At 60.0% G+C, this 24,279-nt stretch carries 21 protein-coding genes and 1 riboswitch; of the genes, 15 read left to right on the forward strand and 6 right to left on the reverse strand.

The annotated features are described in order from the left end of the window. Positions 1–104 precede the first annotated feature (104 nt). The 5 genes from AC1RJ3_RS01095 (at position 105) to hldE (ending at position 6,122) form a co-directional block, all read left to right on the forward strand. Positions 105–1,277 carry an O-antigen ligase family protein gene (locus AC1RJ3_RS01095; protein ID WP_493077034.1) on the forward strand — a complete coding sequence of 391 codons (1,173 nt, stop codon included), beginning with the start codon at positions 105–107 and terminating at the stop codon, positions 1,275–1,277. A gap of 15 nt (positions 1,278–1,292) precedes the next feature. Next, a complete protein-coding gene (msbA, locus tag AC1RJ3_RS01100; RefSeq protein WP_347928723.1) occupies positions 1,293–3,101 on the forward strand; it encodes a lipid A export permease/ATP-binding protein MsbA in 1,809 nt (602 codons plus the stop codon). 187 nt (positions 3,102–3,288) lie between these two features. Next, positions 3,289–3,993 (forward strand): sulfotransferase family 2 domain-containing protein, encoded by a 705-nt coding sequence (locus AC1RJ3_RS01105; protein ID WP_493077036.1) that lies wholly within the window; start codon positions 3,289–3,291, stop codon positions 3,991–3,993. Further along, positions 3,986–4,597, forward strand: a complete 612-nt coding sequence (cysC, locus tag AC1RJ3_RS01110; protein ID WP_054595319.1) for an adenylyl-sulfate kinase — start codon at positions 3,986–3,988, stop codon at positions 4,595–4,597. Before AC1RJ3_RS01105 ends, cysC begins: the two co-directional genes overlap by 8 nt. Positions 4,598–4,700: 103 nt before the next feature. Next, positions 4,701–6,122, forward strand: a complete 1,422-nt coding sequence (gene hldE / locus AC1RJ3_RS01115) for a bifunctional D-glycero-beta-D-manno-heptose-7-phosphate kinase/D-glycero-beta-D-manno-heptose 1-phosphate adenylyltransferase HldE (protein ID WP_054595320.1) — start codon at positions 4,701–4,703, stop codon at positions 6,120–6,122. Positions 6,123–6,274: 152 nt separating this feature from the next. Here the strand turns inward: hldE and AC1RJ3_RS01120 are convergent, their stop codons facing one another. From AC1RJ3_RS01120 to AC1RJ3_RS01135, 4 genes are all read right to left on the reverse strand, one after another. Then, entirely contained in the window at positions 6,275–7,240 is a 966-nt protein-coding gene (locus AC1RJ3_RS01120) for a hypothetical protein (RefSeq protein WP_054595321.1), read from the reverse strand. Between the two features lie 43 nt (positions 7,241–7,283). Beyond that, entirely contained in the window at positions 7,284–8,096 is an 813-nt protein-coding gene (locus tag AC1RJ3_RS01125; protein WP_054595322.1) for an aldo/keto reductase, read from the reverse strand. After that, positions 8,093–9,268, reverse strand: a complete 1,176-nt coding sequence (locus AC1RJ3_RS01130) for an NAD(P)/FAD-dependent oxidoreductase (RefSeq protein WP_493077039.1) — start codon at positions 9,266–9,268, stop codon at positions 8,093–8,095. Before AC1RJ3_RS01130 ends, AC1RJ3_RS01125 begins: the two co-directional genes overlap by 4 nt. A gap of 251 nt (positions 9,269–9,519) precedes the next feature. Further along, complete coding sequence (locus AC1RJ3_RS01135; protein ID WP_019691475.1) at positions 9,520–9,852, reverse strand: DMT family transporter; 333 nt, start codon at positions 9,850–9,852, stop codon at positions 9,520–9,522. Between the two features lie 103 nt (positions 9,853–9,955). Between AC1RJ3_RS01135 and AC1RJ3_RS01140 the strand changes: the two genes are divergently transcribed. After that, positions 9,956–10,846: a LysR family transcriptional regulator gene (locus AC1RJ3_RS01140; RefSeq protein WP_054595324.1), complete on the forward strand. Its 891-nt coding sequence runs from the start codon at positions 9,956–9,958 to the stop codon at positions 10,844–10,846. Between the two features lie 23 nt (positions 10,847–10,869). After that, entirely contained in the window at positions 10,870–12,144 is a 1,275-nt protein-coding gene (gene waaA, locus AC1RJ3_RS01145; RefSeq protein WP_493077042.1) for a lipid IV(A) 3-deoxy-D-manno-octulosonic acid transferase, read from the forward strand. Positions 12,145–12,201: 57 nt separating this feature from the next. Here the strand turns inward: waaA and AC1RJ3_RS01150 are convergent, their stop codons facing one another. Further along, the gene (locus tag AC1RJ3_RS01150; RefSeq protein WP_493077044.1) at positions 12,202–13,641 is read right to left on the reverse strand and encodes a TolC family outer membrane protein; all 1,440 of its coding nucleotides are present in this window, start codon (positions 13,639–13,641) and stop codon (positions 12,202–12,204) included. 196 nt (positions 13,642–13,837) lie between these two features. Next, a riboswitch (TPP riboswitch) is annotated at positions 13,838–13,943 on the forward strand. 171 nt (positions 13,944–14,114) lie between these two features. Here AC1RJ3_RS01150 and thiC point away from each other — a divergent pair. Together thiC and cytX are read left to right on the forward strand one after the other, a co-directional pair. Beyond that, entirely contained in the window at positions 14,115–16,004 is a 1,890-nt protein-coding gene (thiC, locus tag AC1RJ3_RS01155; protein ID WP_054595327.1) for a phosphomethylpyrimidine synthase ThiC, read from the forward strand. A 215-nt stretch (positions 16,005–16,219) separates the two neighbouring features. After that, complete coding sequence (gene cytX / locus AC1RJ3_RS01160) at positions 16,220–17,512, forward strand: putative hydroxymethylpyrimidine transporter CytX (RefSeq protein WP_347928727.1); 1,293 nt, start codon at positions 16,220–16,222, stop codon at positions 17,510–17,512. Here cytX and AC1RJ3_RS01165 read toward each other — a convergent pair. Beyond that, positions 17,481–18,227 (reverse strand): RsiV family protein, encoded by a 747-nt coding sequence (locus tag AC1RJ3_RS01165; protein WP_347928728.1) that lies wholly within the window; start codon positions 18,225–18,227, stop codon positions 17,481–17,483. The two genes, cytX and AC1RJ3_RS01165, sit on opposite strands and share 32 nt — an antisense overlap. A gap of 223 nt (positions 18,228–18,450) precedes the next feature. Between AC1RJ3_RS01165 and AC1RJ3_RS01170 the strand changes: the two genes are divergently transcribed. From AC1RJ3_RS01170 to AC1RJ3_RS01195, 6 genes are all read left to right on the forward strand, one after another. Then, positions 18,451–19,068, forward strand: coding sequence for an NUDIX domain-containing protein (locus tag AC1RJ3_RS01170; protein ID WP_054595330.1), 618 nt, complete (start codon positions 18,451–18,453; stop codon positions 19,066–19,068). Next, positions 19,059–19,511 (forward strand): DUF1249 domain-containing protein, encoded by a 453-nt coding sequence (locus tag AC1RJ3_RS01175; RefSeq protein WP_019691483.1) that lies wholly within the window; start codon positions 19,059–19,061, stop codon positions 19,509–19,511. The genes AC1RJ3_RS01170 and AC1RJ3_RS01175 overlap by 10 nt, the downstream gene beginning before the upstream one ends. A gap of 99 nt (positions 19,512–19,610) precedes the next feature. Then, positions 19,611–20,426, forward strand: a complete 816-nt coding sequence (gene cpdA / locus AC1RJ3_RS01180) for a 3',5'-cyclic-AMP phosphodiesterase (protein ID WP_347928729.1) — start codon at positions 19,611–19,613, stop codon at positions 20,424–20,426. Positions 20,427–20,670: 244 nt separating this feature from the next. Then, positions 20,671–21,279: a YqiA/YcfP family alpha/beta fold hydrolase gene (locus AC1RJ3_RS01185; RefSeq protein WP_493077048.1), complete on the forward strand. Its 609-nt coding sequence runs from the start codon at positions 20,671–20,673 to the stop codon at positions 21,277–21,279. Positions 21,280–21,321: 42 nt separating this feature from the next. Further along, entirely contained in the window at positions 21,322–23,226 is a 1,905-nt protein-coding gene (parE, locus tag AC1RJ3_RS01190; protein ID WP_054595333.1) for a DNA topoisomerase IV subunit B, read from the forward strand. Further along, positions 23,226–24,209 (forward strand): esterase-like activity of phytase family protein, encoded by a 984-nt coding sequence (locus AC1RJ3_RS01195; RefSeq protein WP_493077050.1) that lies wholly within the window; start codon positions 23,226–23,228, stop codon positions 24,207–24,209. Before parE ends, AC1RJ3_RS01195 begins: the two co-directional genes overlap by 1 nt. The last annotated feature ends 70 nt before the right edge of the window (positions 24,210–24,279 follow it).

The following is a 24,279-nucleotide window of genomic DNA, read 5'->3' on the forward strand; positions in this document are numbered from 1 at the left end:
GAGCCTTGTAGAAATTGCGGGCGTATTGGCGATCAATGATGCCGAAAAGTTGCTGTTTTCACCATGCCGGCTTGGCGATCGGACGATTTAACGAGGAAAGGTCAATGCAGGAAACGCGTTGGGCGCAGGTATGGATGACGACCGGATTGTTCTGGTTTTTGACTGCCATTGCTTTTGCGCCGACCAATAAGCTTTATCAGCAAGGGTTGACCGTGTTCCTCTGGTTGCCGGCAATGTTTTTTGCCTGGTCGGCACGTGCTCGGTTATTTGAGCTTTGGCAAGCACAGCGGGTGTTTTGTCTTGGGCTGCTCGGGCTGGTGCTGTGGTCGTTGATCAGCGTGTCGTGGACTCATGATGATGACCTGACACGGGGCGCCAAACGCATATTGTACATCGTGGTGTTCCTGTTGTTTTTTCCGGTATTTGCCAATGCCCGTCCGGAGCGTGTCGTGCGGGTCATGCAATGGGGTGGCCTGGCCCTGGCATTGAGTGCACTGTTGGCGGCCATCAAGTTTTATCTGATCGACGGCAACACCTGGACCGCGCGCGTTGAAGGGTTGGGGGAGTTGGGTCACCCGATTCTGGGCGGTTACGTACTGGGCGTGGCGGCGGTCTGGATGATCCATTGGGTGCCCCGGACCCGTTGGCTGCAAGGTGTCTGGTTGGTTGCACTGGGTTTGCTCGCAGGCTTTGTCGTGCTGTCCCAGAGTCGTGGCGCCGCGCTGGCGCTGTTGCTGACGCTGGTGGCAATGCCCATTTGGAGCCGCAACCGACGTAGCTGCACCATCGCTATCGGCGCACTGGTGCTGGCGATGCTGGCGTTCTGGCTTTTCGAACCGCTGGTGTTGGCTCGCGGTACCTCGTACCGGCCTCAAATATTCATGGCCAGTCTGAACATGATCGCTGCACATCCCTTGCGTGGCCTGGGGTTGGAGTCTGGCTACACGGTGCTTGCCGAAGGCGTCGAATTTGATCACGCGCACAACCTGTTCACCCATATCGCAATCGAATTGGGGCTGCCAGGGCTCTTGCTGTGGTGTGTGGTCTGGTTTGCGGTATTGCGTGAAGCATGGCGAGCCCGTGAAACGCTGTATGGTCAGGGTGTCATCGGGATCTGGTTGTTCTCGTTCCTGGCCATGCAATTCGATGCGGCCAGCATCAGTGGATCGCCACGAGCCGAATGGTTCATCAGCTGGCTACCGGTTGGCCTCGCCACCGTTTTGGTATGGACACAGGCCAAATACAAAGCCTGTGATAAAATTTCGCGTTCAACCTAATCAGTGAGCTCTACGATGAGTGCAGCACCGCCCAATGCGGAACAGGAATCAAGCCTGAAAATCTATTTGCGACTGTTGGGGTATGTAAAACCCTACGTTGGCATTTTCCTGTTGAGTATCGTGGGTTTTGTGATATTTGCCTCCACGCAGCCGATGCTGGCCGGGATTCTCAAATATTTCGTCGATGGCTTGAGCAATCCTGAAGCAGTGCTCTTTCCCCACACTCCGTATCTGCGGGAGTTGAAGTTGCTGGTTGCCGTGCCGCTGTTGATCATCTTGATCGCGGCCTGGCAAGGGCTTGGTTCGTTCCTGAGTAACTACTATCTGGCCAGGGTTTCCCTGGGTCTGGTTCATGACTTGCGGGTGGAGTTGTTCAACAAGCTGCTGGTGTTGCCTAACCGTTATTTCGATACCCACAACTCCGGGCATCTGATTTCCCGTATCACCTTCAACGTGACCATGGTGACCGGTGCTGCAACAGACGCCATTAAAGTGGTGATTCGCGAAGGTCTGACCGTAGTTTTTCTGTTCGGCTACCTGTTGTGGATGAACTGGAAGCTCACCTTGGTGATGCTGGCAATTCTGCCGCTGATTTCTTTCATGGTCGGCAATACCAGCAAGAAATTTCGCAAGCAGAGCAAGAAGATTCAGGTGGCGATGGGCGACGTGACTCACGTCGCGTCCGAAACCATTCAGGGCTATCGCGTGGTGCGCAGCTTCGGTGGTGAAAGCTACGAGCAACAGCGCTTCGCCAAAGCCAGTCAGAGCAACACCGACAAGCAATTGCGCATGACCAGAACCAGTGCGATCTATACCCCTGCACTGCAACTGGTGATTTATAGCGCCATGGCCGCATTGATGTTCCTGGTGCTGTTTCTGCGTGGTGATGCGACGGCCGGTGATCTGGTGGCCTACATTACGGCTGCGGGTCTGTTGCCCAAGCCGATTCGTCAGCTGTCCGAAGTCAGCTCGACTATTCAGAAAGGCGTGGCGGGTGCTGAAAGCATTTTCGAACAGCTCGATGTCGAGCCGGAGCTCGATGCTGGCACCATCGAGCGCGAGCGTATCAGCGGTCGTCTGGATGTACACAACCTGAGTTTCACTTACCCGGGCACTGATCGCGAGGTGTTGAAAAACATCAGCTTCACTGCGACACCGGGGCAGATGATCGCACTGGTTGGACGCTCGGGAAGCGGCAAGTCGACGCTGGCCAGCCTGATCCCGCGTTTCTACCATCATGAAACGGGGCAAATACTGCTCGATGAAGTAGAGATCGAAGACTATCGCCTGCGTAACCTGCGCAAGCATGTCTCTCAGGTCACACAACACGTCACCCTGTTCAACGATACCGTGGCCAACAACATCGCCTACGGTGATCTGGCCGGGGCTCCGCGTGCAGACATCGAGAAGGCTGCACAAGATGCCTATGCGATGGACTTCATCTCCCAGTTGCCAAACGGCCTGGACACTGAGGTCGGCGAGAACGGGGTATTGCTGTCCGGTGGTCAACGTCAGCGTCTGGCCATTGCTCGCGCCTTGTTGAAAAACGCACCGTTGCTGATTCTCGATGAGGCGACTTCGGCACTGGACACCGAGTCCGAGCGGCATATTCAGGCAGCGCTGGATAAGGTCATGAAGGGTCGTACCACGCTGGTGATCGCGCACCGTCTGTCGACTATCGAAAAGGCCGATCTGATCCTGGTGATGGACCACGGTGAAATTGTCGAGCGCGGTACTCACGCCCAACTGCTGGCACAAGGCGGGTACTACTCGCGTCTGCATGCCATGGGACTGGACGAACCCTCTCCGGCGGACATAGCCTGAGCTCGACGCCAGGGTGAGCATCGCTCACCCTGTCAGCCTCCCGGGCGCGCAACGCGTCCGACGATTTGTATCCAGCCCTTTACATACTTGACCAAGCCTAAATAATTCTGCGTGCCGTGCTTGTTATGGTTCCTGCTTCGATTGTGAATGCAAACGGGAAGGACAACCTTCTCGTGCGGGGACTGGAATGTTGCAACGTCACCTCTGGAAACTACTCCCCAAAACACAGCGCACCTTTTTGCTGGGCCGTTTGTCGGTCGTTGACCGGCAAGCCGTGAACAAGTCGATGTCAGGCAATACCGTTTTTCCGGCGCACTTTCAGCAGCGTTCATGCCTGTTCATCCATGTTCCGAAATGTGCCGGCAGCAGCGTGTGCTCGGCGTTGTTCAATGGTTGGGCGCCTGGACACCTGCCACTGTACTGGTACGAACAGCAGTTTCCCGAACACTACGCACGCAGTTTCAGGTTTGCGTTTGTCCGCGATCCATTGGAGCGGGTTTATTCCGCCTATGCCTATTTGCGCGGCAAGCAGTTGCCGCAACGGGATGAATCGGCTCGGCTGTTGGTCAACAGTTACCGGGATTTTGATGATTTCGTCGGGCATTGGTTGCACCCGGATAACCTCCGTAAACAGCTTCATTTCGCGCCGCAAACCGACTTTTTGAGTGACTCCATGGGGCGCATGGCGATGGATTTCGTCGGCTATCAGGAACACCTGGAACGCGACTTTCAACTGCTCTGCCAGCATCTCGGCATGACGTCATCGTTGCCTCATCTGAATATCTCGCAAGAGCGTCGCGCTGAGCCCGTACGCGATTTTTGCTCGGTGCGCACACGGCGCCTGGTACGGCGTGCCTATCAGCGTGATTACGAGGTGCTTGGTTATGAATGAGTCGCCGCTGATTGCTGCACATTCGTCGAACATTCGCCCCTTTGCATTGTCGTTGTCACCCTCGGCCCGAGCAGCGCTCAAGCATCAGCAACCGTGTTGCCTGTGGCTGACGGGGCTGTCGGGCGCTGGCAAGTCGACCTTGGCCAATGCACTCGAGTTGCAGCTCAATGAGCAGGGGCGCCACACCTTTGTGCTGGATGGCGACAACCTGCGCAACGGTTTGTGCAATGACCTGGGTATGGGCGCTGCAGCGCGCAAGGAAAATATCCGGCGTATTGCCGAAGTGGCGCGGTTGATGGTCGACGCGGGGTTGATTGTGATTGTCTCGGCGATTTCGCCGTTTCAGGCCGATCGAGCATCGGCCAGAGCCTTGTTCCGCACGGACGAGTTTCTTGAGGTATATGTCAGCACGCCGTTCGACATCTGCGCCCGGCGCGATCCCAAGGGTTTGTATCAAGCTGCACTGCAGGGGCGAATCAAGGACTTCACCGGTCTCGACAGCCCTTATGAAGCACCGCGGCAGGCGGACTGCGAAATCAACACCGACGAGGTTGTACTGGCCGACGCCGTGCAGCACGTCCTGGCTGTTTTGCTTAAAAAATGAACAATGTAGCGGCGTAATGCACACCTGTTGAAGCTGTCGAACTAGGCAGCGTTCACCCTGTGCTAATATCGCGCCCCTGTTCATTTTGTATGTGGGTTGCACCATGAAGTTGTCCATGCCGCGATTCGATCAAGCCCCTGTCTTGGTGGTCGGCGATGTCATGCTCGACCGTTACTGGCATGGTGGTACCTCACGGATTTCTCCTGAGGCGCCGGTGCCGGTGGTCAAGGTCGAGCAAATCGAAGACCGCCCGGGCGGTGCTGCCAACGTTGCCTTGAACATTGCCGCGCTCGGCGCGCCGGCGTCCCTGGTCGGTGTGACCGGTGATGACGAGGCCGCCGACAGCCTGACCAATAGCCTAAAAGGCGCCGGTGTACGGGCGTTGTTCCAGCGCATCGCGCATCAGCCGACCATCGTCAAACTGCGGGTCATGAGTCGTCACCAGCAATTGCTGCGTATCGACTTCGAAGAACCGTTTGCCACCGACGCGCTGGCGCTCGGGGCTGAAGTCGACGGCCTGCTCGAAGGCATCAAGGTGCTGGTGTTGTCCGACTACGGCAAAGGTGCGCTGAAGAACCACCAGGTGTTGATCCAGGCCGCACGTGCCCGTGGCATTCCGGTGCTGGCGGATCCCAAAGGCAAGGATTTCTCGATTTACCGCGGTGCCAGCCTGATCACCCCGAACCTCAGCGAGTTTGAAACCATTGTTGGCGGTTGTGCCGATGAGCACGATCTGGTCAGCAAGGGTGCGAAGCTGATGCATGACCTGGATCTGGGCGCCTTGCTGGTCACGCGTGGCGAGCACGGCATGACCTTGCTGCGTCCTGATCATCCGGCGCTGCACTTGCCCGCACGGGCCCGTGAAGTGTTCGACGTAACCGGTGCCGGTGATACGGTGATTTCTACCCTGGCGGCGGCGATCGCTGCTGGCGAAGAACTGCCCCACGCGGTGGCCCTGGCCAACCTGGCTGCTGGCATTGTGGTCGGCAAGCTGGGTACGGCAGCGATCAGTGCTCCGGAGTTGCGTCGCGCGATTCAGCGTGAAGAAGGTTCCGAACGGGGTGTCCTGGGCCTGGAGCAATTGCTGCTGGCCGTCGACGATGCGCGTGCGCACAAAGAGAAGATCGTCTTTACCAATGGCTGCTTCGACATCCTCCATGCGGGCCATGTGACCTATCTCGAGCAGGCGCGGGCGCAGGGCGATCGTTTGATCGTTGCGGTCAACGACGATGCGTCGGTGAGCCGCTTGAAAGGTCCTGGGCGGCCGATCAACAGTGTTGACCGACGCATGGCGGTATTGGCGGGTCTGGGCGCGGTGGACTGGGTGATCAGCTTCTCTGAAGGCACTCCGGAAAACCTCCTGGCACAGGTCAAGCCAGACGTGCTGGTCAAGGGCGGCGATTACGGGATCGACCAAGTGGTCGGCGCCGACATCGTCAGCGCTTATGGCGGAACAGTGAAAGTGCTGGGGCTGGTGGAAAACAGCTCGACGACCGCAATTGTCGAAAAAATCCGCAAGACCTGAAACTGTGGCGAGGGAGCTTGCTCCCGCTCGCCTGCGCAGCAGGCGTAAAACCAGCAAACGCGGTGTATCTGTAGAAACTCAATGGCGGGTTTTAGGGCCGCTTCGCGGCCCAGCGGGAGCAAGCTCCCTCGCCACAGCTATGTGGTCTCGTCCTATCTTGCCACCTTGCGTGGCACGATTTTCTTCAGCAGTAGTTTGGCCTTGCCGGTCAATCGGCTGAAACCCGATACCTTGCCCGGTTGGCTCAAGCCTTGCTGCCTGAGCCAGTCCTTCCAGCGAATCCGTTCGTCACGCACCAGCCAGCCTTCCTGTTGGGCAAAACTTTCTGCCAGATACAGTCCGCGTGTGCTTGCCGGGTAGAGCTGATCTTTTTTCAGGGTATAGAGCTCGGGCAGCGGCTGGCCATCCTCAAGCGGCATCAGGTACAGGTCGGGGCGCTTGCGATCCAGTCGCGCGACAAGTTGATCGCCTTCAAGGCGTTCATCGACATGAAACAGGCTCAGGGACTTGGTCTCCTTGGGCACGTCCAGGCGCAAATCGTAGATCAACTGCAACGAAGCCGTGGGCAGATGCACGTAGGCTCGTGGGCGTTCGATCAACTGCATGTTGGCGCAGCGCACCGGACGTGCAGCGCCAGACAGCGGCGTCAGGCGGAACGGCAGCGCCTCGCGGTAATGCAGCGCGCTGGCGTAGGGCGCTGGCAGCCAGGTGTCATTGAAGCGCCCGCCAAGCCAGCCTTCGGGGGTTTCCAGCAGGCATTCCTCGGCGATCTCCTGAATCGCCGTGTGCAACGGCAGGTTCAGCTCGTGAGCCGGCACATAACCCGAGATCAGTTTGAGCACCACGTCGCCACGGTCCTGACGGCGCTGGCGGACCAGCACCCAGTAATCGCGATTCTGCCAGTGCAGAGTCAGCCGTACCGAGACGCCGAGGTTGGCCAGCTCCAGCGAAAAGTGCTCTGGATTGGCCACCGTGACCGGGCGCCGACGTTGCAGGGTCTGGGAGAAATTCAGCGGCCTGCCGACACTCTGATAACTCAGGCCTTCGGGAGTCGCTTCGACGTATAACGGCAGGGTCTTGAAGTTGCTGGGATTCTTTCTTATGAGCGTTCGCGGCATGTCGGCTCCTTCTTGCGTCGGGGTCGGCCGCTGTGGCGGCTGTTCAACGACTACGTAGGACTTGAGCAACAGTCGCCACATTGTGGGCGAGGTGCAGCGGATTAATGGTCCCGACAATAGCACTGGCGACACCGGGTTGCGCAAACAACAGCTCGAAGCTGGCGCGTACGGGATCTACGCCGGGGCTGAGGCAGGCGTGACCGCTGGCCAGAGCCTTCTTCACCAGAATGGCTTTGCCGTGGGCAGCAGCGTAGTCGATGACCGGCCGCTCGGCCTGCTCGTTGAGATTGTAGGTGATCATGGCGCAATCACCTTGTTCCAGAGCCTTCAACCCACCATCGACAGTTTTGCCGGAAAACCCGAACCCGCGAATCTTGCCCTCGCGCTTGAGCTCGGCGAGGGTCTGGTAGACCTCACAGTCGTTGAGAATCGCCAGGTCGTTACCATCCGAATGCACCAGCACCAGGTCGATGAAGTCGGTTTCCAGGCGTTTCAGGCTGCGCTCGATGGAAAAGCGCGTGTGGGCAGCACTGAAGTCGTGGTGCGACAGGCCGTCGGCGAATTCTTCACCGACCTTGCTGACGATCACCCACTCCTGACGCTGACCGCGCAGCAGCGGGCCGAGGCGTTCTTCGCTGCGGCCATAAGCGGGTGCGGTGTCGATCAGGTTGATGCCCAGCTCGCGGGTCAGCTTGAGCAGTCTGCGCGCTTCGTCATCGTCCGGGATCTGGAAGCCGTTGGGGTATTTCACCCCTTGGTCGCGACCAAGTTTCACCGTGCCCAGGCCCAATGGCGAAACCAGCAGGCCAGTACTGCCCAGCGGGCGATGCAGATCGTGCAGGGTGGCTTGGCTCATGGCAGCAGTTGCTCCCAGGCCGGCACGCCCATCGGCGGTTTTGGCAGGGTTGGCAACGGCGCCGGATGGCTTGGCTGGATGCCGTCGCGTTGCAGCGACGCCATTACCCGGTCAGCGAAGTCCGGTGCCAGCGCCAGTTTGGTCGGCCAGCCCACCAGCAGGCGATCCTGCTCGGCGAGGAAGGCGTTGTCGGGTCGGCTCAGGCCCGATTGCAGTGGCTCGGCGCGCTCGACCCGCAAGGTTGCCCATTGCGCCTGGCTGAGGTCGACCCACGGCAACAGGTTGCCGAGTTCTTTCTGCGCGGCGGCTATTTGCGCGGCGGGTTCGCGAGCCACGCCTTCGGCTTCGGCGATATCACCGCCAAGGTACCAGATCCATTGACCATCGGCGGCCGGGTGGGTGGTGACGGTGATGCGCGGCTTCGACCCGCCGCCCAGGCAGTGGGCGTAGAGCGGTTTCAGGCTTGGGCTTTTGACGATGACCATGTGCAGCGGTCGACGTTGCATGGCTGGCTGGCTCAGGCCGAGCGCCGTGAGCAAGTCAGCGTTGCCAGCGCCAGCGCTGAGAACGATGCGCTGTGCACGGATCTCACGCTCGTCAACGCGCAGGCCGACCAGTTCGCCGTTTTCCAGCAGTGGCTCGATCTTCTGCCCGGCCAGCAGGCCGTCACCGGCAAGCTCAGCCAGACGTCCGATCAGGCTTGGCACATCGACCACCAGTTCCGCAAGGCGATAGACCTTGCCCTTGAAGCGCTTGTCTTGCAGGGCCGGCGGCAGCTGCTCGCCTTTGACCTGATCAACCCGACCGCGCACCGCTTTGCTGGCGAAGAAACTGGTGAGGTTGCCGGCGAGGGTGCCGGGGGACCACAAATAGTGGGCTTCGGACAGCAGACGCACGCCGGACAGGTCCAGCTCGCCGTCGCCGGCCAAGGCTGCACGCCAACGGCGCGGCATGTCGGAAATCGCTTCGGAGGCACCGGTCAACGCACCATGCAGCGCGTATTTGGCGCCGCCGTGGATGATCCCCTGGGACTTCACGCTCTGCCCGCCGCCGAGACTGGCACTTTCCACCAGCACGGTCGAGAAACCCTGGCGACGCAGGCGCGCGTTCAGCCAGAGGCCGGCGACACCAGCGCCGACAATCAGTACGTCGGTGGAAATAACGGATGGCATGCAGCGACCTCAGAGTTCAGGACTAGAGGCGCAGTATACAGACTCGACGAATAGAGGTTTTGCTGGCGATCAATAGGTGGTTGGTCAGGCCACGCACAAACCTGTGGCGAGGGAGCTTGCTCCCGCTCGGGTGCGCAGCAGCCGCAAATGAACCAATGCGGTCTATCCCCAAGCCTCGATATCAGGTTTTGGGGCCGCTTCGCGACCCAGCGGGAGCAAGCGCCCTCGCCACAATGGACTGGTATCTGGCTTTAGTGTCCGGCAGTTTTCGAGAACAGCTGGATGACCACCACGCCCAGGACGATCAGCGCCATACCAAGCATGGCCGGGATGTCGAGTTTCTGGTCGTAGAGAAACAGCGCCGCGATGCTGACCATCACGATCCCCATGCCGGCCCATACCGCGTAGGTGACGCCAACCGGAATGGTGCGCACCACCAGGGTCAGCATCCAGAACGCGATGCCGTAACCGACAATGATCAACAGCAAAGGGAGTGGTGTGCTCAGGCCCTTGACCGCTTTCATCGATACGGTGGCGATCACTTCGGCGCAGATGGCGATAGCCAGGAGGTAGTAAGCGTTCATGGTGTGATCCTCGTATTTTGGCCTGCTTGATGAGGTCGGCATTCTAGAGGCTTTCGAGATGGGGTAAAGTCATTACCTATCTGATTTGAAGATGGGTTGAGCCATGAGTGTGTTATGGAATCTGGAGCAGATGCGTTTGTTCGTCAGCGTGGCCGAGCAGCGTTCGTTTTCGGCGGTCGCGCGGGACCAACGCAAGGCGCAGTCGGCGGTCAGCAGTGCAATAGCACTGCTTGAAGCAGACCTTGGCCTGAACCTGTTTGATCGCAGTAGCGGCCGCCAGCCGCGCTTGACCGAGGCCGGCAGCGCGTTGCTCGAAGAAGCGCGAGAAGTGCTGCGCCAGTGCGAGCGTCTCAATGGGCGGGCGCTGGCGTTGATGCGCGGTCAGGAAGCGCGGCTGCGTCTGGCGCAGGATGAGGCCATGCCTTATCAGCCGGTGCTCGACAGCCTCGAAGCATTGGCCGAGCAATTTCCCAGCCTGGAAGTGCAACTGGCCAGCGCCGCTCAGGGCGATGTGGCGCGCAAACTGGTGGAGCGCCGGGCCGATCTGGGCTTGCTGTTTTATCACGAACAGATTCCCGAAGCCCTGGAACGTCGAGTGCTGGGCAGCGTCGAGATGGTCACGGTGTGCGGAGTCGGGCATCCGCTGGCCGTAGAAGGGCAGGTCAATTGCCAGCAGATGGCGCAACACCGACAACTGTTGATGGCCACGCATTCCAGCGTCTACCCCGGCAGTGAACAAGCCAGCCCGCAAGTCTGGCGCGCCGACAGTTTCTACGTGCTCGCCGAGTGGCTGATGCGTGGCCTGGGGTGGGGCTGGCTGCCGCGGCATGTGGTGCAGTACCCGGCGTATCAAGGGCAGATGGTCGAACTGGTCAGCGAATGGACCCCGCCAGCGTTGGTGGTGGAGTTGGTCTGGCGGCGTGATGAACCGCTGGGACCGGCGGCGCGTTGGTTGGCGGAACGTTTTGCCGTGCACTTGCAGGCGATCGGCTAAAAAAGCCGATAAACTCCGCCGCCATGAATAGAACTCTCTACACCGCGCTGTTTTACCTGGGGCTGCCACTGGTAGCGATTCGGCTGTGGCTGCGCTCGCGCAAGGCACCGGCGTACGCCAAGCGTATTGGCGAGCGTTTCTCCATCGGCCTGCCGGTGATGAAGCCCGGTGGCATCTGGGTACATGCGGTGTCGGTTGGCGAAAGCATTGCCGCTGCCCCCATGATTCGCGGGTTGCTCGAGCGTTATCCACAGCTGCCGATCACCGTGACCTGTATGACCCCGACCGGGTCCGAGCGGATTCACGCAATGTTCGCTAATGAACCACGCATCCAGCACTGCTACCTGCCTTACGATCTGCCCTGTGCGGCGGCGCGGTTTCTCGATCGGGTTCAGCCGAAACTGGCGGTGATCATGGAAACTGAACTCTGGCCCAACCACATTCATCAGTGCGCCAAACGCGGGATCCCGGTGGCGCTGGCCAATGCCCGGCTTTCGGAACGCTCGGCCAAAGGCTATGGCCGTTTCGGCAAGCTGACGCAGCCGATGCTGGCCGAAATGAGTCTGTTCGCGGTGCAGACTGAAGCCGAGGCTGAACGTTTTCGGCAGCTGGGCGCGCGCGCGGAAACGGTCGAAGTGACCGGCTCGATCAAGTTCGATTTGCGCATCGACCCACTGTTATTGCAACGGGCCGCCGAGTTGCGTCAGCAATGGCAAGCGGTCGAGCGGCCGGTATGGATCGCCGCGAGTACCCATGAAGGTGAAGACGAAGTGGTGCTGGCGGCGCATCGACAATTGCTTGCCAGCCATCCGGATGCGCTGCTTATTCTGGTGCCGCGTCACCCCGAGCGTTTCAATCCGGTGTTCGAGCTCTGTCAGCAGCAAGGCTTCAACACGATCCGTCGTTCGACCGGTGAAGCGGTCAGCGCCAGCACCTCAGTGCTGCTCGGCGACACCATGGGCGAGTTGCTGTTTCTCTACGCCTTGGCCGACAGTGCGTTCGTCGGCGGTAGCCTGGTGCCGAATGGCGGGCATAACCTGCTGGAGCCGGCGGCGCTGGCCAAACCGGTGTTGAGCGGGCCGCACCTGTTCAACTTCCTTGAGATCGCTGCATTGATGCGCAGTGCCAAGGCGTTGCAGGAAGTGGATGACGCCCACGGGCTGGCGCTAGCGGTGCAGCGACTGTTTGAATTGCCACGCGATGCGCAGCGGATGGCAGAGGCGGGGCTGAACGTGATGCGCGCCAATCAGGGCGCCTTGCAGCGCTTGCTGGATGGGTTGGGGCGGTTGATCAACTGATTCTGAACCTGACACCTTTGGTGAGGGAGCTTGCTCCCTCACCAAAGGGTTGGTTTTTTACTGGCCGGGATTGGCCTTCAGCTGTTCCGCTGCAGCCTTGGCCAGGTCCGGGGGCAGGAAGTCCTTGTCCGGGTTGTAGTCGGCCTTGAGATAACGCTTCAGGTCCTGCAAGTCGCCCGGGCTCAGGGTGCCGGCCGCCTGCTTCAGGCGCAGGTTGTCGAGAATGTAGTCGTAGCGGCTGTTGTTGTAGTTGCGCACCGAGGTGTACAGCTGGCGCTGGGCGTCGAGTACGTCGACGATATTGCGCGTGCCTACCTGATAACCGATCTCCGTGGCTTCCACCGCGCTCTGGTTCGAGATGATCGACTGGCGACGTGCCTGCACCTGCTCGACATCACTGTTCACCGCACGGTGCAGGTTGCGGGTGTTTTCCACCACTTGCCGACGCAGTGCTTCGCGTTGCTGTTCGTTTTGGTCCAGGCGCGAGTACGACTCGCGAACCTGCGAGCTGGTCAGCCCGCCACTGTATATCGGAATGTTCAATTGCAGGCCGACCGTACGTTGCGAGACGGGGCCACCGTACGGCTGGGGAAAGGCACTCGGGTTGCTGAGACCGAACGCATCGTTGTCTCCGGTCTTGTACTGCGCCACTGCGTCGAGGGTCGGTGCGTGGCCGGCCTTGCGCTGCTTGAGCGTTTCTTCTGCCGCGCTGACTGCGTAGTTGCTGGCCAGCAGATTGAGGTTCTGTTTGGCGGCAGTGTCGACCCAGGCCTTGGCGTCGTTCGGCGCTGGCGGCAGGACGGGCAAGGTGTGGACGATGCCCTGAAGCGAGTTGTACTGACGGTTGGTCAGGGTGATCAGTGCTTCGAACGCATCATCCACCTGGCGCTGGGCGAGAATCCGGTTGGCGCGCGCGGTGTCGTAACTGGCTTGTGATTGCAGCACGTCGGTCTTGTCCGAGAGGCCGACATCGAAACGCTCATTGGACTGATCGAGCTGGCGCTTGAACGCGGCTTCCTCGGCCTTGGTCGAGGCAAGGTTGTCCTGACTGCGCAGCACGTTGAAGTAGGTTTCGGCGCTTTGCAGGATCAGGTTCTGCTCGGTCGCCGAAAGTTGCAACGCCGCTTGCTCGTTGACATCCTTGGCTGCCTGGAGCTGGAACCAGCGATCGGCGCGGAACAACGGCTGGGCCAGCGTTGCTTGATAGAAGTGGGCACTGCGATTGGCAATAGCCGATGGTTGGTCGATTTTCGTCCGGACATCGGCGACCTCGGCGCTACCCGAGAGGTTCGGCAGCAGGCCGGCGCGGGCCTGGGGCACGACTTCCTTTTGCGCGCCATATTGGGCACGGGCGGCGGCCAGGTCGGCGTTGTTGTCGACAGCTTCCTGGTAGACGCTGACCAAATCGGTATTGCTCGATAATGGCGCTTCTGCTGCCCAGGCCATTCCGTTGGACGCACAAGACACGGCAAGAGCCAGTGAGAGTTTGCGCAGCATGAGGCGATCCCTAGAGTGAATATTACAGTGGTAATTTGAGCGCCAAGGCTACGGCGCACGCCCGGCAGCGTCAAGGCGCAGCATGGCGCTGCGAGTGTAGATGCGCCAACCTGCGGCAACAATCCTGTAATTACGCCATTCATCACGCTGTATGCACCGGTGTTGGCGTTCTTTGCCAGTTGTGTCTAGACTGGCCGGGTTCTTGTCGGGGTGCCTTGCTATGAGGCTGAGATCGAATAATTTCGGATCCCGTTGAACCTGATCAGGTTTAAGCCTGCGTAGGGAACAAGATTTCTCGTCACCCGGCGAGTCCTCTTGTGCTTCGTCCGGGATGTTGTTCGACAATCGAACAACCCTCGTGCACTCAGCACAGCACTCATCCAGCTGGAGTCTTCACTGGTGGGCTGCGTCCATTCGTTACAGGTTCGCTCCGACAAAATTCCACTGCCTGGATGAAGTCTGGAGAGCCCGTGATGACTACAAAATCAAAAAATGCGATCAATCTGAGTGACTCGGCCAAAGTCGATCAGCAATCGGTTCAGCCCTTTACCCGCTCGCAAAAAATTTATGTTCAGGGCTCTCGCCCGGACATCCTCGTGCCGATGCGCGAAATCAGCCTCGACGTGACCCCCACCGATTTCGGCGGCGAGATCAACGCGCCGGTCGTGGTCTACGACACCTCGGGTCCGTACACCGACCCCAACGTCATCATCGATGTGCGCAAAGGCTTGGGTGACGTGCGTTCGCCGTGGATCGAAGCCCGTGGTGATACCGAGCGCCTGGCCGGCCTGAGCTCGAACTTCGGCCAGGAACGCCTCGCTGATCCGGAGCTGACCAAGCTGCGTTTCGCTCACGTCAACAACCCGCGCCGCGCCAAGCCGGGTGCCAACGTCAGCCAGATGCACTACGCCCGCAAAGGCATCATCACCGCCGAGATGGAATACGTCGCCATCCGCGAAAACATGAAGCTCGAAGTGGCCCGCGCCGCAGGTCTGCTGGATCAGCAGCACGCCGGTCACAGCTTCGGTGCCAGCGTGCCGAAAATCATCACCCCGGAATTCGTCCGTGAAGAAATCGCCCGCGGTCGCGCGATCATTCCAGCGAACATCAACCACACCGAACTGGAACCGATGATCATCGGCCGTAACTTCCTGGTGAAGATCAACGGCAACATCGGTAACAGCGCACTGGGTTCGTCCATCGAAGAAGAAGTGGCGAAACTGACCTGGGGCATTCGCTGGGGCTCGGACACGGTCATGGACCTGTCCACCGGCAAGCACATTCACGAAACCCGTGAGTGGATCATCCGCAACTCGCCAGTGCCGATCGGTACCGTGCCGATCTATCAGGCCCTGGAAAAAGTCGGTGGCGCTGCCGAAGACCTGACCTGGGAGCTGTTCCGCGACACGCTGATCGAGCAGGCCGAGCAGGGCGTCGACTACTTCACCATCCACGCTGGCGTGTTGCTGCGCTACGTGCCGATGACCGCCAAACGCGTGACCGGGATCGTTTCCCGTGGCGGTTCGATCATGGCCAAGTGGTGCCTGGCGCACCACAAAGAGAACTTCCTCTACACTCATTTCGAAGACATCTGCGAAATCATGAAGGCCTACGACGTCAGCTTCTCGCTGGGCGATGGCCTGCGTCCTGGCTCGATTGCCGACGCCAACGACGAAGCGCAATTCGGTGAGCTGGAAACCCTCGGCGAGCTGACCAAGATCGCCTGGAAGCACGACGTGCAAACCATGATCGAAGGCCCGGGCCATGTGCCGATGCAGTTGATCAAGGAGAACATGGACAAGCAGCTCGAGTGCTGCGACGAGGCGCCGTTCTACACCCTCGGCCCATTGACCACCGACATCGCACCGGGTTACGACCACATCACCTCGGGCATCGGCGCGGCAATGATCGGCTGGTTCGGTTGCGCCATGCTCTGCTACGTCACGCCGAAGGAGCACTTGGGCCTGCCGAACAAGGATGACGTGAAGACCGGGATCATCACCTACAAGATCGCCGCCCACGCGGCAGACTTGGCCAAAGGACATCCGGGCGCACAGATCCGCGACAACGCCTTGAGCAAGGCGCGTTTCGAATTCCGCTGGGAAGATCAGTTCAACCTGGGCCTGGACCCGGACACCGCGCGTTCGTACCACGATGAAACCCTGCCGAAAGACTCGGCCAAGGTCGCGCATTTCTGCTCGATGTGCGGGCCGAAATTCTGCTCGATGAAAATCACCCAGGAAGTCCGCGAGTATGCGGCCAACCAGCGGATCGAAACCGTCGATGCCGAAGTCGCCCAAGGTCTGGCCGAACAGGCTGAGCGCTTCAAGCAGGAAGGCAGTCAGCTGTACAAGAAGGTTTGATTTTTGCCGGCGCCTCCAGAGGCGCCGGCAACTCTGTGGCGAGGGGGCTTGCCCCCGCTCGGCCGCGAAGCGGTCGTAAATCCGGCGACGAGTTCTAACTGACAGGGCTCAGTCGTTTGCTTTGGGACTGCTTCGCAGTCCAACGGGGGCAAGCCCCCTCGCCACAGGGGATCTGACGATCCACAACAACAAATGTTCCTCTGAGATAACCCCCCTTGAGTATTCAACCCAGTACCTATTCTCCCGATCACGCCGTGCCTCTGGCCCAGCGCGTGTTCGGTGCCCGCGATCTGTTCTCCCTGTGGTTCTCCCTTGGCATTGGTCTGATGGTCTTGCAGACCGGGGCTTTGCTGGCGCCGGGGTTGGGCTTGTCGGGCTCGTTGCTGGCAATTTTCCTGGGCACGCTGGTCGGTGTTCTGCTGCTGGCGTGCGTCGGGGTGATCGGCAGCGATACCGGCCTGTCGGCCATGGCTGCACTCAAACTGAGCCTCGGTACTCGCGGTGCGAGTCTGCCGGCGCTGTTGAACCTGCTGCAACTGATCGGTTGGGGCTCGTTCGAAATCATCGTCATGCGCGACGCGGCCAGCCTGCTCGGCGCCCGTGCATTCAGCGACGCTAGCCTGATGGCCAATCCATTGCTCTGGACGCTGGCGTTTGGCGCCCTGGCGACCTTGCTTGCAGTTAGTGGCCCGTTGACGTTTGTCCGTCAGATCCTGCGCAAGTGGGGCATCTGGTTGCTGCTGGCAGCGTGCATCTGGCTGACCTGGAACCTCTTCGCCAAAGCCGATCTGGCCGCGCTGTGGATGCAGGCCGGTGACGGTTCGATGCCATTCGCCGTGGGTTTTGATATCGCCATCGCGATGCCACTGTCGTGGCTGCCGCTGATTGCCGACTACTCGCGTTTCGGCAAGCGTGCGAAAAGCGTATTCGGCGGTACGGCGCTGGGCTTCTTCATTGGTAACTTCTGGCTGATGAGCCTGGGCGTTGCCTACACCCTGGCATTTGCCCCGAGTGGTGAAGTCAATGCCTTGCTGTTGGCGCTGGCCGGTGCCGGTTTGGGTATTCCGCTGTTGCTGATCCTGCTTGACGAGTCGGAAAACGCTTTCGCCGACATTCACTCGGCGGCGGTCTCCAGCGGGATTCTGTTGCGCATGAAAGTCGAGCACCTGGCCTTGGCCATCGGGGTGATCTGCACCTTGATCGCGTGCCTGGCGCCATTGGCCCAGTACCAGAACTTCCTGCTGTTGATCGGCTCGGTGTTTGCGCCACTGTTCGGCGTGGTGCTGGTGGATCACTTCATCCTGCGCAAGCGCAGTGCTCAAATTGCGTCAGCCGCCTTGCGCTGGCCGGCGTTGCTCGCCTGGCTGGGCGGGGTGAGCACCTATCACTTGCTGGCGAATCTGTATCCGGAGGTTGGCGCAACCCTGCCATCGCTGGTAGTGGCAGGGCTGCTGCAACTGCTGCTGGGGCGGGTCTTCAGCTACGCTCCGGCACCAGCTCAGGCTTGATCTGACCCTTGAGGCGAGCGTAGGGGATGGTCATCTCGATGAGGCCACTCGAATAGGGCGCGATGGTCGCGACGTTGTACTTGAGCACCACCCCGGCGCTGGTCAAGGCCACGTTCGGGGTTTTCTGGAACGGCCAGCTTTTGACGAAGTCCGGATCCCGATCCAGTTGCGAATTGATCAGCCAGCTATTGTGTGCAACTTGCGCAGTCTTCCAGAACGCCACTTCCTGCCCCGGCAAGAGCATGTCGCTCAGGCTCAGCTCTTTTTGCAGCTGGCGCGAGTAGTTGATAAAGCCCCGTCCTGGCGTGCCATTGGCCGCGCCCGTGTCCAGATAGCTGGACACTTCGATGATCACCAGTCCGTCATGCTGCTCACGTACCTTGGCTTGCAAGTAGACACTGTTGCGATCGCCTGACTCACGCAGGAACTGTTCGCGGTAGGCGTTGAGGGAGGCGGGTAACGCCGCGCCCGGTGAGGTGCGGGTCATTTGCAGCAGGCGCTGTTCGACGATCCGGTCCAGTTGCGGGTCGGTCGGGAAATGCACCGTGTCGATATTTACCAGCGGGCAGTCGGGGCCGTCGCAACCCGGCTTGACCTGCTCGGACGCATCGCGAGTGGATGTCACCTGTGCCCGATAGCTGGGTTGGAACAGGCTTTGGCAGGCGCCGAGCGTGAGGGCAATACAGGCCACGGAGGCGATTTTCAACAGCGACATGGGCGTCCTTCATGAATCAGAGAAAGGCAAAATTCAGGGTCTTCGACTGCCAGCGGCGCGGTCGGTTCGCCACTAAGCTAATTAGAGCCAATTAGAGTTGTTTTCACCCCTTGCCGTCTATCCCGCTGACGGCAAAGAGGCTGCATCAAACGGTGCGGGCGCGTTAGGATGGCGCGAAGCCTGGGGGGAGCTCCGGACGGATTGACAGTAAACGAGGATTGTTATGACTGATTTTGCCAATGCCACCCCGACCATCGTAGACGTCGTACGCCGCGAAAACTGCTTCAAGGGTTTTTACCAGCTTGATCGCGTGCACTTGCGTCATGAGCTGTTTGCCGGTGGCATGAGTCGCGAGATCAGCCGCGAGTTGTTCGTTCGTCATGATGCTGTGTGTGTCTTGCCTTACGATCCGCAGCGGGACGAGGTGGTATTGATCGAGCAATTTCGCGCGGGTGTATTGGGCAAGACTGATAATCCGTGGCTGATCGAACTGGTCGCCGGTCTGATCGATAAGGACGAACAACCGGAAGAAGTTGCTCACCGCGAAGCGCAGGAGGAAGCTGGGCTTGTATTCACTGCGCTGTGGCCGATGCTCAATTATTTTCCGTCGCCCGGTGGCAGTACCGAATACGTGCACTTGTATCTGGGGCGGTGTGACAGTAACGGGGCCGGCGGCATTCATGGGCTGGTGGAGGAAGCAGAAGATATTCGCGTGACGGTCTGGGATTTCGAAGATGCCCTGCAAGCCGTACGTGATGGACGGATTTCCAACGCGGCGAGCATTATTGCCTTGCAATGGCTGGCTTTGAACCGCGTTGAAGTGAGGGGGTTATGGTCGTAAACAAACAGCGCGATCGTTATCGGGTCGATCTTGTGGGGCTGCAAAGCGCCTGCGAGGCCAACTACGCCCGACTGATGCGCCTGTTACCGGAGATGCGCAACCAGCCGGCTGCCCGGCGCATTGCCATGACCCAGGGTGAGCAGATGCTGGGCGTGCTGATGCTGGAAGTGTTGCAGGCATGTCCGTACACCACGACCCTGCGCGTGCGCCAGGAGCACAGCCTGCCATGGCTGCCGGTGCCGCAACTGGAAGTGCAGGTCTACCACGACGCGCGCATGGCCGAAGTCATCAGTGCAGAACATGCACGGCGCTTTCGCGGCATCTACCCTTATCCGAATGCGTTGATGCACCAGCCGGATGAAAAGGCCCAGCTCAATGTGTTCCTCGGCGAGTGGCTGAGTCATTGCCTGGCCTGCGGGCATGAGTTCGAAGTCGTACGCTAGTTGTGAACTGCGTCAGGTTCACGGGTTTCCTCTTTTCAAGTTCCCCCAGCATAATTGCGCCATTAATCCATATCCGTGATCACGCCTTGGGAGAACGCCTTGCCGAGCGTATCCACTCTGACAGCCAACGATGCCGTATTGCTGGTGCAGCTCTCTGACAGCCATCTGTTCGCCGAAGCGGATGGCACGTTGCTGGGGATGAACACCCGCGACAGCCTGCAAAAGGTTATCGAGTTGGCGCTGGCACAACAGCCGCGCATCGATCTGGTGATCGCCAGTGGCGACGTGTCCCAGGATGGCACGCTTGAGTCGTATCAGCAGTTTCGCGAAATGACCCGGCAGATCGATGCGCCCGCGCGCTGGATTCCCGGCAACCACGATGAGCCGCAGATCATGGCCCAGGCCGCGGTCCAGAGTCAGTTGCTGGAGCCCATCGTGGACATCGGTAACTGGCGGATCACCTTGCTGGATTCGGCAGTACCGGGCTCGGTGCCAGGGTATTTGCAGGATGACCAACTGCAATTGCTCGCGCGCGCCCTGAGCGAAGCGCCGGAGCGCCATCATCTGGTGTGCTTGCACCATCATCCGGTGTCCATCGGTTGTGCCTGGATGGAACCGATTGGCCTGCGCAACCCGGACGCCCTGTTTGCCGTGCTCGATCGCTTCCCACACGTACGGGCAGTGCTCTGGGGGCATGTGCATCAGGAAATCGATCAGTTGCGCAACGATGTGCGGTTGATCGCTTCGCCATCGACGTGCATCCAGTTCGAGCCTGGCAGTGTGGACTTCAAGGTCGATACCCTGGCACCAGGCTATCGCTGGTTGCGGTTGCTGCCGGACGGACGGCTGGAAACCGGGGTCGAGCGTGTGACCGGGTTCGAGTTTGAGGTTGATTACGGCTCTAACGGCTACTGACCCCCCTTTGTGGCGAGGGAGCTTGCTCCCGCTCGATCGCGAAGCGTTCGTAAAAATCGGTGCGTGCAGTAATTTGGCTAGACGCGATTGAATGTTTTGGGGCTGCTGCGCAGCCCAGCGGGAGCAAGCTTCCTCGCCACAGGGTTTGTCTCTGATCGGAACGATCTGATTCGTTCCTGAGCAAGTCAATCTCGTGGACTCCCTGTAAACTGCGGCATCTTTGCCCGCCTCACAGGGAGCTCGCATGTCTGGTTCGATCCTTTATATCCACGGTTTCAACAGCGCACCCGCGTCGAAAAAGGCCTGTCAGCTGGTCGACGTGATGGATCGTCTGGGTCTGGGCGACCAGTTGCAGGTGCCGGCCTTGCATCACCATCCACGCGAGGCCATCGGTCAGCTGGAGCAGGCGATTGCCAGGCTGGGGCGGCCACTGCTGGTCGGCAGCTCCCTCGGCGGCTACTATGCCACTCACCTTGCCGAGCGCCATGCCCTCAAGGCCCTGTTGATCAACCCTGCCGTCAGCCCGCACCGGATGTTCGACGGATACCTGGGCACGCAGAAAAACCTGTATACCGAAGAGACCTGGGAATTGACCCACGACCACGTGACGGCCCTGGCCGAGCTGGAAGTGCCGGCGCCCCAGGACCCGCAGCGGTTTCAGGTGTGGTTGCAAACCGGGGACGAAACGCTGGACTATCGCCTCGCCCAGCAGTATTACCGAGCCTGTGCCTTGCGTATCCAGGCTGGCGGCGACCATAGTTTCCAGGGATTCGCCGAGCAACTGCCGGCCTTATTGAGTTTTGCCGGCATCGGCGCAGATGTGTACCAGGCGATCGATTTCACAGCACTGTGAACCTTCGCCCCTATTTTCATGAACGACTGACGACGAGACCCCATGGCCACTCCCAGCGCTAGCTCTTATAACGCAGACGCCATCGAAGTCCTCTCGGGCCTCGACCCGGTGCGCAAACGCCCCGGCATGTACACCGACACCAGTCGGCCGAACCACCTTGCCCAGGAAGTCATCGACAACAGTGTCGACGAAGCCTTGGCCGGGCACGCGACATCGGTGCAGGTCATTCTCCACGCGGACCACTCCCTGGAAGTCAGCGATGACGGCCGTGGCATGCCAGTGGACATTCACCCCGAAGAGGGCGTCTCGGGCGTCGAGCTGATCCTCACCAAGCTGCACGCCGGCGGCAAGTTCTCGAACAAGAACTACCAGTTCTCCGGCGGTTTGCACGGGGTGGGTATTTCGGTGGTCAACGCCCTGTCGACTCAGGTCCGGGTACGCGTCAAACGCGATGGCAACGAGTACCAGATGACCTTCGCCGACGGCTACAAAGCCACCGACCTGGAAGTGGTCGGCACCGTTGGCAAGCGCAACACCGGGACCAGCGTGTACTTCGCGCCGGACCCGAAATACTTCGATTCACCGAAATTTTCCATCAGCCGTCTCAAGCACGTCCTCAAGGCCAAGGCTGTGTTGTGCCCGGGGCTGCTGGTCAGCTTTGAAGACAAGGCCACCGGCGAAAAAGTCGAATGGCATTACGAAGACGGTCTGCGTTCCTACCTGGTCGATGCAGTCAGCGAATTCGAACGTCTGCCCGACGAGCCTTTCTGCGGCAGCCTGGCCGGTAATAAAGAAGCGGTCGACTGGGCGCTGCTGTGGCTGCCTGAAGGTGGCGATAGCGTGCAGGAAAGCTACGTCAACCTGATCCCGACGGCCCAGGGCGGTACTCACGTCAACGGTTTGCGTCAGGGCTTGCTCGACGCAATGCGTGAGTTCTGCGAGTTCCGCAGCCTGCTGCCGCGTGGCGTGAAGCTGGCACCGGAAGATGTCTGGGAGCGCATTGCCTTCGTCCTCTCGATGAAAATGCAGGAGCCGCAATTCTCCGGCCAGACCAAAGAGCGCCTGTCGTCCCGCGAGGCGGCGGCGTTTGTTTCCGGCGTGGTCAAGGACGCTTTCAGCCTGTGGCTCAACGCGAATCCCGAGTTGGGCCTGCAACTGGCCGAGCTTGCGATCAATAACGCTGGTCGCCGTTTGAAGGCGAGTAAAAAGGTCGAGCGCAAACGCATCACCCAAGGACCGGCCTTGCCGGGCAAGCTCGCCGATTGCGCCGGGCAGGACCCAATGCGTTCCGAGCTGTTCCTGGTGGAAGGTGATTCCGCCGGCGGTTCGGCCAAGCAAGCGCGGGACAAAGAGTTCCAGGCGATCCTGCCGCTGCGCGGGAAGATTCTGAACACTTGGGAAGTCGACGGCAGCGAAGTGCTGGCCAGCCAGGAAGTGCACAACATTGCCGTGGCCATTGGTGTTGATCCGGGCGCTGCGGACATGAGCCAGCTGCGCTACGGAAAGATCTGCATCCTCGCCGACGCCGACTCCGACGGCCTGCACATCGCGACCTTGCTGTGTGCCTTGTTCGTCCAGCATTTCCGGCCGTTGGTGGACGCCGGTCACGTCTATGTGGCGATGCCGCCGCTGTACCGTATCGACCTCGGCAAAGAGATTTACTACGCCCTCGATGAAGCCGAGCGCGATGGCATTCTCGATCGCCTGGTGGCCGAGAAGAAACGCGGCAAGCCGCAGGTCACCCGATTCAAGGGTCTGGGTGAAATGAACCCGCCGCAACTGCGTGAAACCACCATGGACCCGAACACTCGACGTCTGGTGCAACTGACGCTGGATGATTTCGAAGCCACCTCGGAAATGATGGACATGCTGCTGGCGAAAAAACGCGCCGGCGACCGCAAGTCCTGGCTGGAATCCAAAGGCAACCTGGCCGAGGTTCTGGGCTGATGCGGAGCGGTTTCGCCCTCGCGTTGCTGCTGTTGGCGTCCGCCGTTGCGGCGCAGCCTGCGCCGGAACTGACGCTGGTTGCCGAGCATGCCGTGGAGGGTATGCGCGGCGGTAACCTGTCGGGGCTGGCGCAATGCGGCAAAGACCTGTGGGCGGTTTCCGATCGTGATGATGATCAGATCTACCGGCTCGATAGCAGCGAGCGGGTTTGGCAGGCCGAAACCGTGCGCATCAATGTGCCGCCGGTACCTGACAGCGGGTTGCCCTGGGGGCTGAAGTCGCGCACCTGGGCGGCATCGTTCGTGCGCGGTGGAAACCTCGACTTCGAGGGGATCACCTGCGACAAGGCCGGTAACCGCTACATCGTTAGTGAAGCCCATGCTGCGGTGCTGCAAGTGCCGGTACAGGGGCCAGCCGCGTGGCTGAAAATTTCACCGATCATGGTTCGCGAAGCGCGAGCCAGCGGCATGTTGCTGCATTTCAACGCGCTGTTCGAAGGGCTGGCGATCAGTCCGCAAGGTGATCAGCTATGGCTGGCAGCCGAGCGCGAGCGGCGTGGTTTGTTGCTGGTCAAGCGCCAACAGACCGTCTGGGACTGTGACGGCAGCTGTGTGCTGTTGAGCGAAGCTGGCAAGGAAATGCAGCCCGCGCCATTTCCCAATGCCAAGCCGGTATCCAAGGATTTTGCGGATCTGGCACTGTTCAACGGCAAGCTCTTCACCCTGGAACGCAATGCGTTTCAAATCTGCCGTCGCGATGCGCTGAGCGCCAAGGTCGAGCGCTGCTGGTCATTTGCGGCTGAAGCCTTGCAGGAACATCGACGCTATTCACAGCCCTATGGTCTTGCCGAAGCACTGGTGGTCGACGTTGATGGCGCCTGGATCGGCATCGACAACAACAATGGTGCTCGCGCGGATGGCGAAGCCCGGCCGATTGTCTGGCGCTTTGCCGCGCCGCAAGGCGGCTGGGACGCCAAGTCGTGAGCATCCTGAAAAAACTTGAATTTACCCAGCGCAGTGGCACCTTGTTGCTGCGCCAGACAACGAACTGATG

This window comes from Pseudomonas sp. GW822-FHT04C11 (genome assembly GCF_058800905.1).